Consider the following 13,626-nt stretch of genomic DNA (forward strand, 5'->3'; position numbering starts at 1 on the left):
AACCCTATGGGTACAAAAGAGAAATCTTAACCAGGAAAAAGAATTCTACTGTGCAACAGACAAGAGAAAGAAAGAGGAAAATATCGTTCTCACTGAGTATGGTGTGAAATACCATGTGAAGTTTAATAAATATTATGACATTGGTATTTACACAGATATGGCCGCAATTCGTGAAAGAGTTGGAAAGAATATTGAAGGTAAAGATGTTCTCAACCTCTTCTCTTATACAGGGGTCTATTCACTATTTGCTCTCAATAAAGGAGCCAACTCAGTTGTGAGTGTTGATCTTTCTAAAAAGTATATCGAATGGCTAGATGAGAACTTAGAGCTTAATCCAGAGTTAGACTCTTCTAAACATGAGTCAATGGTCATGGCCACAAAGAAAGCCTTGATGAAACTGATTGATCAAGAAAGAACATTTGATGTTATTATTTGTGACCCACCAAGTTCTTCTTCTGATGGTAAGAAGAGAACAAAGGCCATTGATGCCTATAAAGAACTTGTTCCCCTTATTGAGAAGTGCCTCAACAAAAAAGGTAAGGCCTATACATTCCTTAACACTCATAGTATAACTCGTCGTAAGTTTGAAGAAAGAATGCGACAGTATACAAATGGGACTCGCTTAAAAGTGACAGATCCTATTAAACTCACAGGAGACTGTCCGTCTCTTAAAGGTTTCCCAGAGGGGGATTACCTTAAAGGTTTAACTCTCCACAAAAGTTAGGAATAAAATGCAATTAGCAATGCTTCTTCCTCTAGCACTTGGAGCTATTGGAATTTTACAAGGTGCCCTTAATAGAATTATGAGCAATAATATTGGAATGAGTTGGATGCTCGTTATTGGTAATATTATTACTCTTCTTGTATGTCTTGCGTTCTTCCTTATTGTTAAGACTCAACCACAACTCTTTCCTGATTTTGTAAAAGTAAAAGAGCTCTCATTTAAGTGGTGGTATCTCATTCCGGGGATATTTGGATTCTTATTTGTCGCTGGACTCCCACTGGCCATTTACAAACTCGGTGCTGTAAAAGTTACGGTTGGAATGATCGCCGCTCAAATGATGACTTCTGTTTTCTGGGATATCTATGTCGAGGGAATTCCATTTTCTGTAAATAAAGGTGTTGGAATTATTTTCGCCATCATGTCTGTTGTCATGATTACATTCTTTAAATAATTAACTATCTTTATTTTTTATGAGAACCGGTTTGAAGTTATTTTGAAACTTTAAAACAGGAGTTACCTTCTGTCGGTTACCAAACTTTTCTGTGGTTGAAGAACATTGGCCCTCTTGATACATACTCGGAGCTAAGAAATTACTCTTGGAAATTCGACCACTCTCACTTGAGACGAGGAAGTTTTCGCTACCATTAAAGTCAAAAGAGATTCCACCATCAGTTAACTCATATGACATTTCGCCTTTCATATAAATCTCTTTCCCTCTAGGGTATTTTGAGTAACTCTTTGGCGGCTTATTATAATACATCTGCCCTTTGAAAGGTTCTTTTGAACGACTTTTTAAATAGGCCATATATTCAGGAGTCCACTTTCCAACAGCATCAAAATCATCAACAAAGAGAATTTGAGCTTGTGATTGTTTCCCCTTCTTTTGAGAAATTACAAATTTTCTCTCTGTTTCAATTCCATCTTTGACTTTGCAGACAGGGTTCTGTGAAAGCTTGATAAGTCCATTGATTTCAGTCATAAGAAGGAGTCCCTCCTTATTTCTAATAAAGCGGGTTTTCTCATTTGTATCTAAATGGCACTGACCATCAGCACTCATTCTAATCGAAGCAATATCTGGTGCTTCAACAATATACTTCTCTTTTTGAATTTCTGATATTTTTAAAGGAGTACTACATCTCGATTGCTTGAGTTTGAGATGCTTCTGACAGCCTCTTATAAAGTTTAATTGATCTTTCATAAGATTAAGATCGTTTCTTAAATCTTGGTAGGACTCTTCTGATTTTGGGATTCCTATTCTATTCCACTTTGCTTGCGTGCCACTTTTAATCTGATCATGCTGAATTAAAATGAGATCGAGGATATTTTGCGAGCATCCTAAATTATCAAAGTTCTTAATACATTCTTTTTGAATATCTGCATTAGCGAAAAATGAAAGTAATAAGGAAAATGATAATAAGTATCTCTTCATAGCTCTCTCTGGCATATTTCTTACGATAATAGCTCTTCGGTTCAAAATTGCAGACACCTTAGAAGATCTCAAGAGACAGAAGTATTTTCAGTTAGATAGAATAAAAAAAGGCCTCGTATAGAACGAGGCCAATATAAGATAAGTTATATAACTTAAAACTTATTTTACGATTCTTTCACGCCACGCTTTTACGTCTTCAGCAAGGTAGTCGTACTTCATTTCATCTAAAGTATACTGTGCGAATTCGTAATCAGTTGTGTGTGTTAGACATTCTGTAGGACAAACTGTCGTACAAAGTCCACAGTAACAACAAAGGGCCGTATCAATCGTGTACTGTAGAAGATCTAATTTAATTGGTGTTCCACTCTTAGTCTTAAGAGCAGGAGCATCCTTATCTCTTTTTACAGCTGTAATATAAATACAGTCAACAGGACATGCTGTCGCACACTGGTAACAAGAGATACAGTTTTCAACATCGTTGAAAAGTCTTGATCTTGAGTTCTTTGGAAGTTCTTCACGAACTTCTGGGTACTCAATAGTTACCGGCTTAACACCATAAACATACTTAAAAGTAATCATCATACCTTTAATTACTGTTCTGATCGCAGTCCAAACATTTCCGAACCACTTTCCTACTGTTAATTCATCATTTGCAAATGTGTTTACTTCCGTGCTTGAACTCATCTGTCCACCTCACCTAAAACGATATCAATACTTCCGATTGTTGCTACGAAGTCTGCAATCATTTGCCCCTTACCTAGCTCACCAAGCATTGAAGTGTGTGTAAAACATGAAGACTTAACTTTAAGTCTATATGGAGTCTTTCCACCATCTGAAACTAGGTGGTAACCAAGCTCACCTCTTGGGCACTCAGTTCTAAGATAAATTTCCCCTTCAGGAACTTTAATAATCTTTGGAACTTTCCCCATAACTGGTCCTTCTTCAATCCCTTCAAGAGCTTGACGAAGAATCTTGATCGACTCAAAGATTTCAAATACTCTAACGTAGTAACGATCCCAACAGTCACCAAGAGTTCCCATTTCACCTTTACCAACAACAGTATTGAAATCAAATTTTTCATAGATTGAATATGGTCTCTTCTTTCTAAGATCCCAATCAATACCTGAACCTCTAAGAACTGGTCCAGATGCTCCATATTGATATGCCATCTCTTCAGAAATAACACCAACATTTGCTGTTCTATCACGGAAGATTTTGTTCATACCAACTAGGTCGTGGTACTTTTTAACATTCTCTTCCATCTTGTCACAGAACTGTGCAATTCTTCTTAACTGATCATCATTGATGTCATTCCAAACACCACCAATCCAGAAGTAGTTATAAAGAAGTCTCGCTCCTGAAAGCTCTTCAAATAGCCTAAGGATTTCTTCTCTATCTTGGAAAGCATATAAGAATGGAGTAAAGGCCCCAAGGTCAATTGCATATGTCCCAAAGAACATAAGGTGAGAAGCAATTCTTTGAAGTTCTGAAACGATAACTCTGATATACTCAGCTCTTTCAGGTACTTCAGTTCCAAGCATTTTCTCAACGGCCATTGAGTAACCAAGCTCCATATTCATAGCAGCGAGATAATCCATTCTATCTACAAATGGGATAACCCCTCTGTAATCTAGATGCTCACAGTGCTTTTCCATACAACGGTGAAGGTATCCAAGATATGGAGTAGCTTCCGCTACAATCTCAGAATCGGTTTTAATCTCAACACGTAGAACCCCGTGAGTTGCCGGGTGTTGAGGACCCATGTTTACCGTCATAAGGTCTGTGTGGAGTTTTTCTACATTATTAGAATTTTCCATCTTTATATTTCCCTATCGTTATTTATTATTTTTCTAAGCTTTCCATCTTTCTCTTAAGAGCATCAGAAAGCTCTGGAGAAACATGCCCCGCCCATGAACCAGAGATTAACTTTGGATTCTGAGCATCTAACTTTGCCTTTGCCATGAAGTCGAAATCACCTTGGTTAATTTTATGTGCTGGATTTACTTCCATACCTTGGTAAACTTCTTGAACAACATAGTCTTTTCTTAGAGGAAAACCTTCCCAATCTTCTGGGCAAAGGATTCTTCTCATGTCCGGGTGACCGATAAACTCAACACCTAACATGTCGTATGTTTCTCTTTCTTGAAAGTCAGCTGATTTCCATACGTCGCAAACAGACTCAACTTTAACCATCTCGTCCTTACCTGCTTTTGGAAGCTTAACTTTAAGAATTAATTCTAAATTCTTTGTGAATGAAGCAAGAATGTAATGAACTTCAATTCTATCTTCATAATCAACACCAGAAACTACTTGTAGTACATTGAATTGAAACTCAGAGCTATCTCTAAGTGCAAAACATACTGGCTTGATTGATTCAGCATTAACAACAACTGAAGCGTCACCAACTTCTACTTCCGTAGTACTTGCGCCACATCCAGCAACTTCTTTATTTAGAAACTCAACGATTTCCTTATGCATTCTTAACCCACTTGTCTCTTAGTAGTCTTTCGTTAGCAACTTTCTTCTGTAGAGTCATTAACCCTTCAATAAGTGCTTCAGGTCTTGGAGGACATCCTGGAACGTAAACGTCTACAGGAACGATCTCATCAACACCTTTAAGAACATGGTATCCATGTTGCCAGTAAGGTCCACCTTTGTTCGCACATGATCCCATTGAGATAACATACTTTGGCTCGGCCATTTGCTCATAAAGAGTTTCAATTCTTGGAGCCATTTTTAGTGTTACTGTACCTGCAACAATCATTAAGTCTGCTCTTCTTGGTGTCGCCATGAAAGCTCCACATCCGAATCTTTCGAGGTCGTACTTCGAAGCACCTGTTGCCATCATTTCAATAGCACAACAAGCCAGACCAAATGTCATTGGCCATAAAGAGTTTTTTCTTCCCCAATTGAAGAAGTCATCTAGTTTCATTAAAACAACGCTATCTTGCATTAGTGCAATTCCTTGTATGAATTTAAGTGTAGATTTAAGCTCTATTTTTACCTATAGAGGGGGTCTTAGTCAATTAAACCCCTTGAAAAAATTAGTATTTTAGTTGGATTTTTTTTATGCAAAGTAGCAATTGTAGTGCTGATGGGTAACTTAGAGAAAATCCCTGCAGCGCACCGTAATCTCTTTCTTCATCTTTTTAAATGAAAGATATTCTGACGCAGGGAGACGTCCCCCAGTTTTTCCATAATATGAAAGTCGCTTGCGATCATTTTCGCAAACTTTGCCCATAATTGTTGTATATTCTCTAATAATGGCCAATGGGTAGGGACTTCCCCAGGCCGAGGAAATAAGAAGCCCATGGTCACGACTCAAGTACCTAAACTTCTCAAGTCTAAGGTGATTATTCTTGGCCATGGCCACAAATTTATCGAAGAATGAGCCTAGTTTATAAAACTCAGCAATAGCTAAGTCCCTAGAGAACTCTCCTTTAGAATCGATAATAGACATACACTGAGGCGAAATTTCAGATCGTCCAAAGATCTCTTTGCCAATTTTACACTCAACGAGAAAAGCATCAACTTCTCCCCCTCTTCCCTCAATAGTATCCTTGAGAAAAGAATTAATTGTGAAACGGTTCTTATAAGGATTAAAAGGAACCTTAAATGTGTAGTGAGTTAATTCATGAACCAAATCGAGAACAGCATTCTTAACGTTATGTCCTCTATCCAGGATAACAATGCTCTTGGCATGATAGTTCACATCAAATGGAGAGCTTGATGAAAATTTTCTGATGAGAGTTGTGTCTGTTACAGAGACATCCCCCGCTGTCACGACATCAAGAAGACTCTTATTTTCTTTTCGTGCCTTAACTCTGGCACGGGCAAGAAGTGCCTGGCCCTGTTTAGACGTTTCGACAATTCTAAAAATTTCATTGAGAGCATCGCGATCACTCTTGGCCAATTGCCTCCAAGTTCTCTTACGCTTCCAATTTTCGCTACTGTCGATGAGTCCACCTCTATTGGCCCACTTCTCAATGGCCATCACTTGAGTGCTAAGAACAAAGGTGAGAAATATAGTCAGGATTTTACTTCTACTCATCACCTCCTATTCGACACAGAGTACCAAAACTTAATAGAAAGAATTTATCACTTAATAACACGGAGCTATTTGCACCATGATCTAGATCAGATTATATTAGAGGCACGATATTATTCATCAAGGAGAAATAAGATGGAACATAAGTTACCAGAACTACCATGGTCAAAAGATGCACTAGCACCTCACATTTCACCAGAAACAATTGATTTCCACTACGGAAAGCACCACAATGCTTACGTAACAAAGCTTAATGCTGGAATCAAAGGAACTGAGTTTGAAAATATGTCACTTGAAGAAATCATCATGAAGTCTAAAGGTGGACTATTTAATAACGCTGCTCAAGTTTGGAACCACACATTCTACTGGAATTGTTTAGCTCCAAATGCTGGTGGTGCTGCAACAGGATCTGTTGCTGAAGCTATCAATGGAAAATGGGGATCATTCGACAAGTTCAAAGAAGAATTCAGCAACTCTGCTGCAACAAACTTTGGATCAGGATGGACTTGGCTAGTTAAGAATTCTGCGGGAGAGCTAGAAATCGTTAACACTGACGATGCTGAAACTCCAATGACAGATGGAAAGACTGCTCTACTTACAATTGATGTATGGGAGCACGCTTACTACGTTGATTACAGAAATGCTCGTCCAAGTTACATTGACGCTTTCTGGAATCTTGTTAACTGGGATTTTGTTAACTCAAATATGTAAGATTCTCAAGGGAGCCTTAGGCTCCCTTTTTTGTATAGACAGCCAACTTCTTTCCCAACTTTTCAAAGTACTCTTTTAGCAGAAATTGCTCTTCATTATTAATAGGAATTCTAAGACGACCCATAAGAAGATCGTTCTTCACTTTCTTTGCAAGGTAGAGATTATCACATTCTATAACGTACTCTCTGCCCTCTATTTGCTTGATTGGTATGACATAGACCTTGCTTGAATTTAAATCAGTATCGATAAAGTACATAACTATCTAATTTTTCGACATTCTAACTAAAAAACTTAAGTTCTAAATAAAACACTCCGATAAAGCTAGAGCAATAGGAGTTACTATGAAAATTTCAGCATTACTTTTAACACTTACACTTTCATTTTCAATCTTTGCTAAAGATCAGGATAAGAGAATTGATCCAAATGAACTGGCAAAGTATGAATCGAAGTTAAGAAAAGTAGAAGGTGAACTCTACCTTAGAAATAAGCAAGTTCTAAACTCGACGAAGCAAATTAAGCAACTTAATAATATGTACTCTTCACTTATGTCTCAACATAGACAACTTACAGGTGAAGCACAGTATTTAAAATTCCAAAATGATCAGCTTATCCATGCTCTTAAAAAGGCAGACTCTTATACACCAGAGCTTGCTGAGAAAATGAAGAAGCTTAAGGGAAGACTTCCAGCAAGTGTCCCTTCACCTAAAAAGTAGTTAACGTATAAACTAAAGAAAAATCAATTCCAAATAATCCAAACTCGATATCGCCTTTATAATAGGCCATATCGAGTCTTGCTTTTAAGTTTGGTATAACTTCAAACTTAAGACCTCCCCCAACATACCAGCTCATAAAGTCTTTATTGATTAGTCCATTAAGGCGTGGTCCAGTTGAAGTGGCCTTGGCCTCAACATTTTGAGTATTCATTCCCAAGTTAAAATCGATATACTGTTGAATTTCAATTCTTAGGCCAAGCCCCATGACGAGGTTCTCAATTTCCATATGATAGATATTGCCATTATTTGTGACATCATCTTCAAGAGTAAACTTCTTCATGAAGGCTTCTATTCCAAGTCGACCATACTGCATCCCCAGAATAAATCCGGGGGCCCAATCAGAGGCGCCATTATAATACTTACTCTCAGCAATAACTCCAGCAAAAGAATATGAACCACCTGCATAGAGATCAATCGCCTTAGCCTTTTGAGCTGGAATAAAAAGAGTCAAACAAACTAAGAAAATTATTCTTATGGATAAAGCCTTTGATTTTCCCATTTTCCATCCTTCAACTGAAATTGAAATCTATCGTTTAATCTGTGATCACCATAAATAAAGAAAGTTATTTCATAGGGCTCAACAAGATATCCCCCCCAGTTCTCAGGGTAAGGAACCCCTGATTCAGCGTAGAGATCTCTGGCCTTTGAAAATTCATTTTCTAATTGTTCTCTATCTTTTACAGGAGAGCTTTGATTAGAAATAAAGCTTGCAACTTGAGACTCGAAACCACGGGACTTAAAATAATTTTCAGAGACTTCCCGAGGTGCCTTTGTTACCGTTCCGCGAATTCTCACTTGCTTTCCAAGTTTGTCCCAATAGAACGTCATGGCCATATGATTATTTTCTTCAAGTTCTTCAGCTTTTACTGAGTTATAGTTTGTAAAGAAAAGGGGCTTCCCTTCATGAACTTTTTTAAGAAGAAGTGTTCTTGCATTGACTCCTCCATCTTTAGCCACGGTTGAAAGAGTAAAGTAGTAACCATTGTCTTCAACTTCCAAAGCTTCCTTAAACCATTTTTCAAAAACATGGATAGGATTATCTGTCTCTAGGTAATTCTTATAATCTGTCATGAGATCATCTCTCTTATTTTTCTACGATAATTCTTAAATCACGAGATGGATCGTGAAGCTCTTTATTAATTCTTAGTATTTGTTTGTATACCTCAGAAAAGTTTAAATTTCCCAATGTATAACGAAGTGGTTTAAAATCCATTCCCAGAACCTCTACTTTTAAATAGACAAGTTCCTGCCATCTCTCTTGAGGTAAGAGTGACATCAAAAGTTTAAGGCCATATCGCTTAAACATAAATTTATCCGGCATATCAATCAGCTTTTCGACCCTTTCTCGGGCATCCATTTCTTCGTTAGTCAGAATGAAGTGAATATTATTGGCAAGACGATTGACTGCACCCCTTTCTAGATGAAGAAGATTCCTCACTGAACGAGTCACAGTATTATACAAACGACCAAACAGAGTTCTTTTAACGACAGTTCTCTCTCTTACTAAGTTGGTAAGAGTTTCAGTCACTTCCTCTAAGCTAAGGTTTTTTAGGGTTTCAAAAGCATTTTCTTTAAAGAGAACTTGAATCTTCACTTTGGTACTTTGTTTTCTCTTATGCTCAGTAATATGCGTAAAATCTAAATCCTTTGCGACTTCTACAGGAACTGTATCGAGAATAAGTTGTCTCACTTTTTTCCACTCAGTCTTTGTCAGAACTTTATCATCTCTCCAAAAAGACATTCCAACATCTGAATACTTCTTTCCGATATCATTTTGATCCAAGGAGACAAGACCATGATAACTTGTCTCGAACTCATCTTTTCTATCAACGATTCCAAGTCTTAACTCTTCTTCATAGTAACTGACACGGTTAGGAAAGAAATAGCGATGAATAAAGCCTTCTCTATCCTCTACGTTAATATGATTCTTATAGTAAGCCTGTCCTTTACTAATTCGACTCACGATTAAGCCAACTTTAATTCCATGTTTTTTAAAACGATACTTATTAAATCCTTTAAATATCTTTTCTACCCCATTTTCATTCTTGGCCAGTTCTTCGGCCAAAGAAAAGTCAGAGATAAGCTTATCTTCGAAGAATTCGATTCCGCGAAACTTCCCAAGAAAGTCCTTCATATTTAAAGTATAGTTTGGCTTTAAAATAAGATCGAAAGCTTTTGCCGATTTCTCATTCGTTAAATCAAAGACATAATCAATGATATATTGTTCACCAAAACCTTTTTCTCCAAAAATATCAACGAGGTCTTTGAAAATAATCCCTTCAATCTTTTTGTCGATGATACCGACTCCAGTAAAAGACACATCTGTATCTGTATTTACCGAGACTCTTCCCGCATTATAAGTCTTTGCAACAAGTTTTAGGCGGACATGTTTCTCATCAACTCTATAGAGATTGATAGTAAAGCGACCATGGAGAAGTAACCCCGCAAGACCTTCAACTTTAACAGGTCCTAGAGGCGTCGCTGTTTTAGCACCAACATTAAGAGATAGTGATGCAGGATAACTTATAAAGTCTCCAATATTCATTCTCTCTAATGTACTTTTTGCATTATAAGGAAGTTTATTAAAAGTATAAGGAAGGGCCGTTAAGGCCTTAACTTGAGAATCAAAATTCCTAATAAAGTAAAGATCATTACCTCGATGGATATTCATATAGACAGGGCTAATCCCATCAATAATATCACCTGGCTTTAGGTTGATATTGAATGAGTAGCGATCTATTCTTAAATAACTATTTGGAATAAATGAAGGCTCAACTTCATACTTATAAAATATCTTTGAACCTACTCCTCGAGTAATATCTGAGTTCACAAGATCGAGATCAAAAGATACATCCATATTGGCGACTTCTGAAACAATTCTCTCTTTGATTTTTGTCCACTTAAAGTGGTCTGTAAATGAAGCCAACGCGTTGGCTTGCGATACGAAAATAATCGTAAATAGTAATAGTCTCTTCATTTTTAACGGCCGTGTTGTGTGTCTCTTCGCATTTCTTCAATAAAATGCTTGTAAAATTTACAAATTTTTTAGTAATAATACAAACTTTTGAAGGCTTTAGATAAATTACGCTATGCTCAAACTACTATTCTCACTATTACTCTGCGCACAAATATCAGCTGCCATCTGGAAGTCCGAAAGACCGTGGCAAGAAGCTGATATGCTCAACTTTAGGGAATGGGTTAAAAGTGAGCTTAATAGAGACATCTTTTCAAACCCTGATAGTCCTTACTTTGGGATCAAAACTGACTGTGCTGATGCTATCTTTGCCTATATGGCCATCTATAGCTTAGAGAATCAACTCTATTATCAGGTGAAACTCTCACATGACACAATCATTGATAGTGACTCTCCAAGATTTGATCATCTCGAGCAAAGAGAAAGGCTCAAGGCCCTCATCCACTTTATTGGAAGTAACGCGGGGACCTACGCACTGGCCTATTACAATAGTTATCCAGTGGGCCTAAAAGATATTCAAGCTGGAGATATCTACATCACGGAGTGGATTAAAAACGGTCAGGCCAATAGGCATGCATATTTGATTAAAGACTTTCTCCCAACGGGACACTTTATTCTCTACTCATCAACGACACCTGTTAAAGTGCGCACACTTGCAAAGAGAGAAGGTATGCCACTACACCTTTTTTCTGCAGCACCTTGGGGTTATAAGAGAATTGCTCCTTATTATTTAATAAAAACAGCTCAAGACAAATCGAATCAACAATATGATCTTCTAAAAAAATGGGGAAAGAACTTTCACAATAATCTCTCAAAACTTCTTGCGACCGAAGATGATAATTACGATCTCAATCTCAACAGAAGACTTGGGAATATCTGTGACATGATGAAAACCAGAATTGAAGAAGTGAATTCATCTCTTGTCTATCAACAAAGAATCAATCGCTGTATGAATGCGACTGAGTACTATATGTATTCAACACCTTCGCGAGATAGCTCTCTTCAATCGGCCATGACGAGGCTTCTTGTAGGCTGGAAAAATATTAGAAAACAAGATATTTCAATCGACCCAAGTACCTACTCAGCCCTTGAATACTTTTACGGAAAAGACAAAAGCTCCGATGCGAAAAAAGAGCTCTATGCCAAGTGCCCTGTCTCCGTGATGGACTCCCCTATTACAATGCGTGATTTCTTCATGCTCAAACGCGCAAATAGAATTTCTTCAAACCCGAATGACTCATTAGCTAGTCGCTGGGGACTAAGTTCTTCAACTTCGAGTTGTCCAAGGTATTAGGTTTAATTCAGTTTATCGTCGACAGGACGCCAACTATTGAAATTAAAATATGGTAAATGAGAAGACTCTTCACCTTGAATATTAAGCTCACTTAAAAGCTCTCTAAGTTTTCTAATATAGAGAAGTTGTGAATTTGATTTCTTGTACATTCCGTAGAGAGTTTTAGAGAAGTTTGAATCAAAATCAATTTTCTTAAGTCCCTCAGGGGTATCCTCTCCCATACTAGGCATAAAGAGAACGATCTCACCATCAAGACAGAGATTCATTAAGAAGTCCGCATGTTCACTAAAAAATTGTTCTTTAGGGTAAAGAGAAATGTCATGGAAGTAATGCGAGATATCTTCTTCGACTTTTTCAATTGTCCCAAAACGCCCAAGGGGAAGTTTTTTGAGAATATCCCTTGTCTCCTTACTACCTCTCTTAAAGAAATTATAAACCTGCTCACTACAGTAGAAAGAATAACTAAGCTCACCAAGCTTCACTCTTTCAAATCGAGAATCAATAATGTCCGAAGAGGTTATTACCCAGTCCACAACATCATGTTCTAGAAAATAAATAGACTGAGAAAGGTTCTTTGATCTCTTCGTTTCGACTAGGCCAAATGAAGAGTACTTCTTCCAATACTTTTTAAGAAATTCATTTAAAGGTTGGTTGTCTAGATGTGATTCTAGTGAAACTTTAACAGAATAACCGGCAACGTCATTGAAGCTTAGATTATCGACAAGTCGTTTTCCCTTATCAAACATCTCTCTTGCATAGGAAAAAACGCGTTCACCATCAGAAGATAAAACCATCTCACGCCCTCTTCTTTCAAGAAGTGTTAACGATAGCGACTCTTCAAGTTTTTTGACTTGTTCACTTACTGTAGAAGAAGCAAGCTGCATTTGGGACGCTGCATCCTTAATAGATTTATTCCTCGCGACTTCGTAGAAGCAGTAGAGATGATTCCAGTTCATGCCCTTTTTTAATTCGGAAATTCCGAATTTACAATTATTAACCTTAAAAAATCTTGATTAAATAGATAACATATTTTTGTTTAAAACAGGATGAAACATATGAACACGGAAAATCAAACATTTACCGCTATCAAGCAAAAGGATGAGCAACGCATCAACCTAAGAAACACGACGACGCTTCGCCTCATTAGTGCTTCAAATCTTGCTGAAAGTAGCTTTGACAACTCTGATATGGGTAAACTTCATATCAAAAACTCGAATCTAGCTAGTGCTGATTTCAGAAAGTGTAACTTGAAGGATGCACAGTTTCAATTTTCTAATTTTGATAATGCAAATTTTGAATGGTCGAATATGGGTAATAACCATTTTCACCGTATTAATCTTGAGAGCTCTAATCTTGAGTTCACTAACCTCAGTGAATCAAGCTTCCAGGAATGTAACCTGGCCGATGCTAACTTAAGATGGTCAACAATGAAGGGATCACAATCTATAAAGTGTGATCTAAGAAATGTTGATTTCTCAAATACAGATATCTCAACGGTAAAGTTTGATAACTGTAAGCTTAAAGGTGCGAAGTTCAATATTAATACGAAACTTCCATTCTTAAGAGAGAAAGCATTAAAACTTGGAATGAACTTTATTGGAATTCAATAAGACTAAGGCGAAGCTAAGACTTCGCCTTTTTTACGATCTTTTCGATCTCGTTATAGATCTTCT

At 37.2% G+C, this 13,626-nt stretch carries 17 protein-coding genes; 6 read left to right on the plus strand and 11 right to left on the minus strand.

Features of this window, described 5'->3' with window-relative positions:
- Together M901_RS16540 and M901_RS10090 are read left to right on the plus strand one after the other, a co-directional pair.
- The coding region (locus tag M901_RS16540; RefSeq protein WP_021278113.1) for a class I SAM-dependent methyltransferase at nucleotides 1-724 on the plus strand (724 nt) is incomplete at its 5' end.
- Between the two features lie 7 nt (nucleotides 725-731).
- Nucleotides 732-1,175 (plus strand): DMT family transporter, encoded by a 444-nt coding sequence (locus M901_RS10090; RefSeq protein WP_021278114.1) that lies wholly within the window; start codon nucleotides 732-734, stop codon nucleotides 1,173-1,175.
- Here M901_RS10090 and M901_RS10095 read toward each other — a convergent pair whose 3' ends face one another.
- The 6 genes from M901_RS10095 to M901_RS10120 all read right to left on the minus strand — a co-directional run bounded on the left by M901_RS10095 (nucleotide 1,176) and on the right by M901_RS10120 (nucleotide 6,204).
- Nucleotides 1,176-2,153 (minus strand): hypothetical protein, encoded by a 978-nt coding sequence (locus tag M901_RS10095; RefSeq protein ID WP_157679949.1) that lies wholly within the window; start codon nucleotides 2,151-2,153, stop codon nucleotides 1,176-1,178. It abuts the gene before it with no gap.
- Between the two features lie 159 nt (nucleotides 2,154-2,312).
- Nucleotides 2,313-2,837 carry a 4Fe-4S binding protein gene (locus tag M901_RS10100; RefSeq protein WP_021278112.1) on the minus strand — a complete coding sequence of 175 codons (525 nt, stop codon included), beginning with the start codon at nucleotides 2,835-2,837 and terminating at the stop codon, nucleotides 2,313-2,315.
- Nucleotides 2,834-3,970: an NADH-quinone oxidoreductase subunit D gene (locus M901_RS10105; protein WP_034721707.1), complete on the minus strand. Its 1,137-nt coding sequence runs from the start codon at nucleotides 3,968-3,970 to the stop codon at nucleotides 2,834-2,836. The genes M901_RS10100 and M901_RS10105 overlap by 4 nt, the downstream gene beginning before the upstream one ends.
- Nucleotides 3,971-3,995: 25 nt before the next feature.
- A complete protein-coding gene (locus M901_RS10110) occupies nucleotides 3,996-4,631 on the minus strand; it encodes an NADH-quinone oxidoreductase subunit C (RefSeq protein WP_021278109.1) in 636 nt (211 codons plus the stop codon).
- The gene (locus M901_RS10115) at nucleotides 4,624-5,106 is read right to left on the minus strand and encodes an NADH-quinone oxidoreductase subunit B (protein ID WP_021278104.1); all 483 of its coding nucleotides are present in this window, start codon (nucleotides 5,104-5,106) and stop codon (nucleotides 4,624-4,626) included. The genes M901_RS10110 and M901_RS10115 overlap by 8 nt, the downstream gene beginning before the upstream one ends.
- Nucleotides 5,107-5,256: 150 nt before the next feature.
- The gene (locus M901_RS10120; protein ID WP_021278100.1) at nucleotides 5,257-6,204 is read right to left on the minus strand and encodes a hypothetical protein; all 948 of its coding nucleotides are present in this window, start codon (nucleotides 6,202-6,204) and stop codon (nucleotides 5,257-5,259) included.
- A 132-nt stretch (nucleotides 6,205-6,336) separates the two neighbouring features.
- Between M901_RS10120 and M901_RS10125 the strand changes: the two genes are divergently transcribed.
- Nucleotides 6,337-6,912: a superoxide dismutase gene (locus M901_RS10125; protein ID WP_021278110.1), complete on the plus strand. Its 576-nt coding sequence runs from the start codon at nucleotides 6,337-6,339 to the stop codon at nucleotides 6,910-6,912.
- A gap of 16 nt (nucleotides 6,913-6,928) precedes the next feature.
- On the opposite strand, the gene M901_RS10130 is transcribed toward M901_RS10125, so the two are convergent.
- Entirely contained in the window at nucleotides 6,929-7,168 is a 240-nt protein-coding gene (locus tag M901_RS10130; RefSeq protein ID WP_034721708.1) for a hypothetical protein, read from the minus strand.
- Nucleotides 7,169-7,253: 85 nt separating this feature from the next.
- Between M901_RS10130 and M901_RS10135 the strand changes: the two genes are divergently transcribed.
- Nucleotides 7,254-7,625: a hypothetical protein gene (locus M901_RS10135; protein WP_021278111.1), complete on the plus strand. Its 372-nt coding sequence runs from the start codon at nucleotides 7,254-7,256 to the stop codon at nucleotides 7,623-7,625.
- On the opposite strand, the gene M901_RS10140 is transcribed toward M901_RS10135, so the two are convergent.
- From M901_RS10140 to M901_RS10150, 3 genes are read right to left on the minus strand one after another with little or no spacing between them, the layout of a single operon-like run.
- Nucleotides 7,615-8,184, minus strand: a complete 570-nt coding sequence (locus M901_RS10140; protein ID WP_021278107.1) for an outer membrane beta-barrel protein — start codon at nucleotides 8,182-8,184, stop codon at nucleotides 7,615-7,617. The genes M901_RS10135 and M901_RS10140 overlap by 11 nt on opposite strands.
- Nucleotides 8,157-8,756, minus strand: a complete 600-nt coding sequence (gene pdxH / locus M901_RS10145) for a pyridoxamine 5'-phosphate oxidase (protein ID WP_021278099.1) — start codon at nucleotides 8,754-8,756, stop codon at nucleotides 8,157-8,159. Before pdxH ends, M901_RS10140 begins: the two co-directional genes overlap by 28 nt.
- Before the next feature lie 13 nt (nucleotides 8,757-8,769).
- Nucleotides 8,770-10,662 carry a hypothetical protein gene (locus M901_RS10150; protein WP_034721709.1) on the minus strand — a complete coding sequence of 631 codons (1,893 nt, stop codon included), beginning with the start codon at nucleotides 10,660-10,662 and terminating at the stop codon, nucleotides 8,770-8,772.
- A 112-nt stretch (nucleotides 10,663-10,774) separates the two neighbouring features.
- Between M901_RS10150 and M901_RS10155 the strand changes: the two genes are divergently transcribed.
- Complete coding sequence (locus M901_RS10155) at nucleotides 10,775-11,953, plus strand: hypothetical protein (protein WP_157679951.1); 1,179 nt, start codon at nucleotides 10,775-10,777, stop codon at nucleotides 11,951-11,953.
- Nucleotides 11,954-11,955: 2 nt separating this feature from the next.
- Here the strand turns inward: M901_RS10155 and M901_RS10160 are convergent, their stop codons facing one another.
- On the minus strand, nucleotides 11,956-12,909 hold the full coding sequence (locus tag M901_RS10160) for a LysR family transcriptional regulator (protein ID WP_021278102.1): 954 nt from the start codon (nucleotides 12,907-12,909) through the stop codon (nucleotides 11,956-11,958).
- A 99-nt stretch (nucleotides 12,910-13,008) separates the two neighbouring features.
- Between M901_RS10160 and M901_RS10165 the strand changes: the two genes are divergently transcribed.
- Nucleotides 13,009-13,563 carry a pentapeptide repeat-containing protein gene (locus M901_RS10165; RefSeq protein ID WP_021278105.1) on the plus strand — a complete coding sequence of 185 codons (555 nt, stop codon included), beginning with the start codon at nucleotides 13,009-13,011 and terminating at the stop codon, nucleotides 13,561-13,563.
- Nucleotides 13,564-13,626 lie beyond the last annotated feature (63 nt).

It is taken from the genome of Bacteriovorax sp. DB6_IX (assembly GCF_000447775.1).
Classification (GTDB): Bacteria; Bdellovibrionota; Bacteriovoracia; order Bacteriovoracales; family Bacteriovoracaceae; genus Halobacteriovorax_A.